Consider the following 1542-nt stretch of genomic DNA (forward strand, 5'->3'; position numbering starts at 1 on the left):
TATTAATAGATTGCGTTGCCGTATTCATATCCGACTGCTATTTTTATCTATAACATTTTCTTTTAACGTTAGTTTGACGTTTAATTCATTTTGGATCACCAATGAAGAAGCTCTGGCACTTTCTTATTAAGCCAAGTAGTCGCTATTCTGTATTAGCGATTGCTGTTGTGTGTATTTTAATCACACTTGCAGGCGTATTTACTTTCCACCAATCAATTGAGTTCACATCAACAAACGAGTTTTGTACTTCGTGTCACTCAATGAAGGAAAACTACAACGAATATAAAACAAGCATCCACTTTAAGAACGCTTATGGTGTACGTGCTCAGTGTCGTGATTGTCATATCCCAGAAAACAACCCAATTGCATTCATGAAAGCGAAAATGGGTGGTATTGGCGATATCTACAGCGAATTCATTGGTAAAGATATTGATACGCCTAAGAAGTTCGAAGAGAACCGTCTACGTATGGCGCAAAATGTTTGGAAAATGATGAAAGATACCAATTCAGCGCCTTGTAAGAGCTGTCACTCTTACTCAGCGATGGATCACGCTAAGCAATCACCTGCAGCAGCGGCTGCAATGACAGGTGCTGCAGCGAAAGACATGAACTGTATCGAATGTCACAAAGGTATTGCTCACCAGCTACCTCACATTAATAACGACTTCCAAGCAACATTTAAACAGCTAAGCATTAATGCAGCGAAAGCACCTGAAGCAACAACGCTTTACTCATTAACGTCTAAGCAACTATTTGTGAAAGATGCAGCTTCTGACGATGCACAAGGTCAACTATACCCTGCATCTGAAGTGAAAGTGGTGGGTCAAAGTGGCGACATGCTAAAAGTTGAAATCACTGGTTGGGAAATCAAAGGCTCAACAGCTGGTATGCTAGTTCAAGATATGGCGAAGCAAATCCAAACTGCGTCTATCGATCCTGAATTACAAAAAACACAAAAAGTGTTAAACACACAAACAGCGACTGATGGTCAAGTATGGCAGCAAGTACAAGTTGCAGCGTGGATGACACAACGCGACATGCTTGCAAGCATCAAACCTATCTGGGGCTACGGTAAAGAAATCCTAGACGCAAGCTGTAATCAGTGTCACGCAACGCCAGATCCAAAACACCTAACTGCAAACGCATGGGTTGATGGTCTAAAAGCAATGCAACAGTACTACACACTTGATAAGAACGAAGAGCGTGTACTACTTAAATATCTACAAGCTCACGCTAAAGATGCACCAGCAGAAGCGGCGGCTGAGCAAGCAACTGAGTAAATCACTCGTTGAAAAATAGATAGCTTGCGTTAAACGTAATGCCAATAACCGAAAGGGGATCTGAGAAATCAGGTTCCCTTTTTTGTATATATAGCTAAATAGTAGATTTACAGATTGTTACTCTTTATATCTAACTGATAAAAAACGACTTTATTATTATGCGAGTAGCATATGTAGTTTACTATTAGTATTTGGTTGGAATTAATGAGTATTTTGATTGAGATTGATTTATCTAAAAAGTTAGAAATAAAAATTGATAATA

Annotated in this window: 1 protein-coding gene; it reads left to right on the top strand. The window is 39.3% G+C overall.

The features are described from left to right. The first annotated feature begins 101 nt into the window (after positions 1-101). Positions 102-1280, top strand: coding sequence for a pentaheme c-type cytochrome TorC (gene torC / locus E5A76_RS18780; RefSeq protein WP_053986853.1), 1179 nt, complete (start codon positions 102-104; stop codon positions 1278-1280). Positions 1281-1542 lie beyond the last annotated feature (262 nt).

This window comes from Photobacterium lucens (assembly GCF_009873615.1).
In the GTDB taxonomy this organism is placed as follows: domain Bacteria; phylum Pseudomonadota; class Gammaproteobacteria; order Enterobacterales; family Vibrionaceae; genus Photobacterium; species Photobacterium lucens.

Excerpts from the sequence above, each read along its gene's own strand:
- torC (WP_053986853.1), top strand. The coding sequence starts at position 102 with ATGAAGAAGCTCTGGCACTTTCTTATTAAGCCAAGTAGTCGCTATTCT.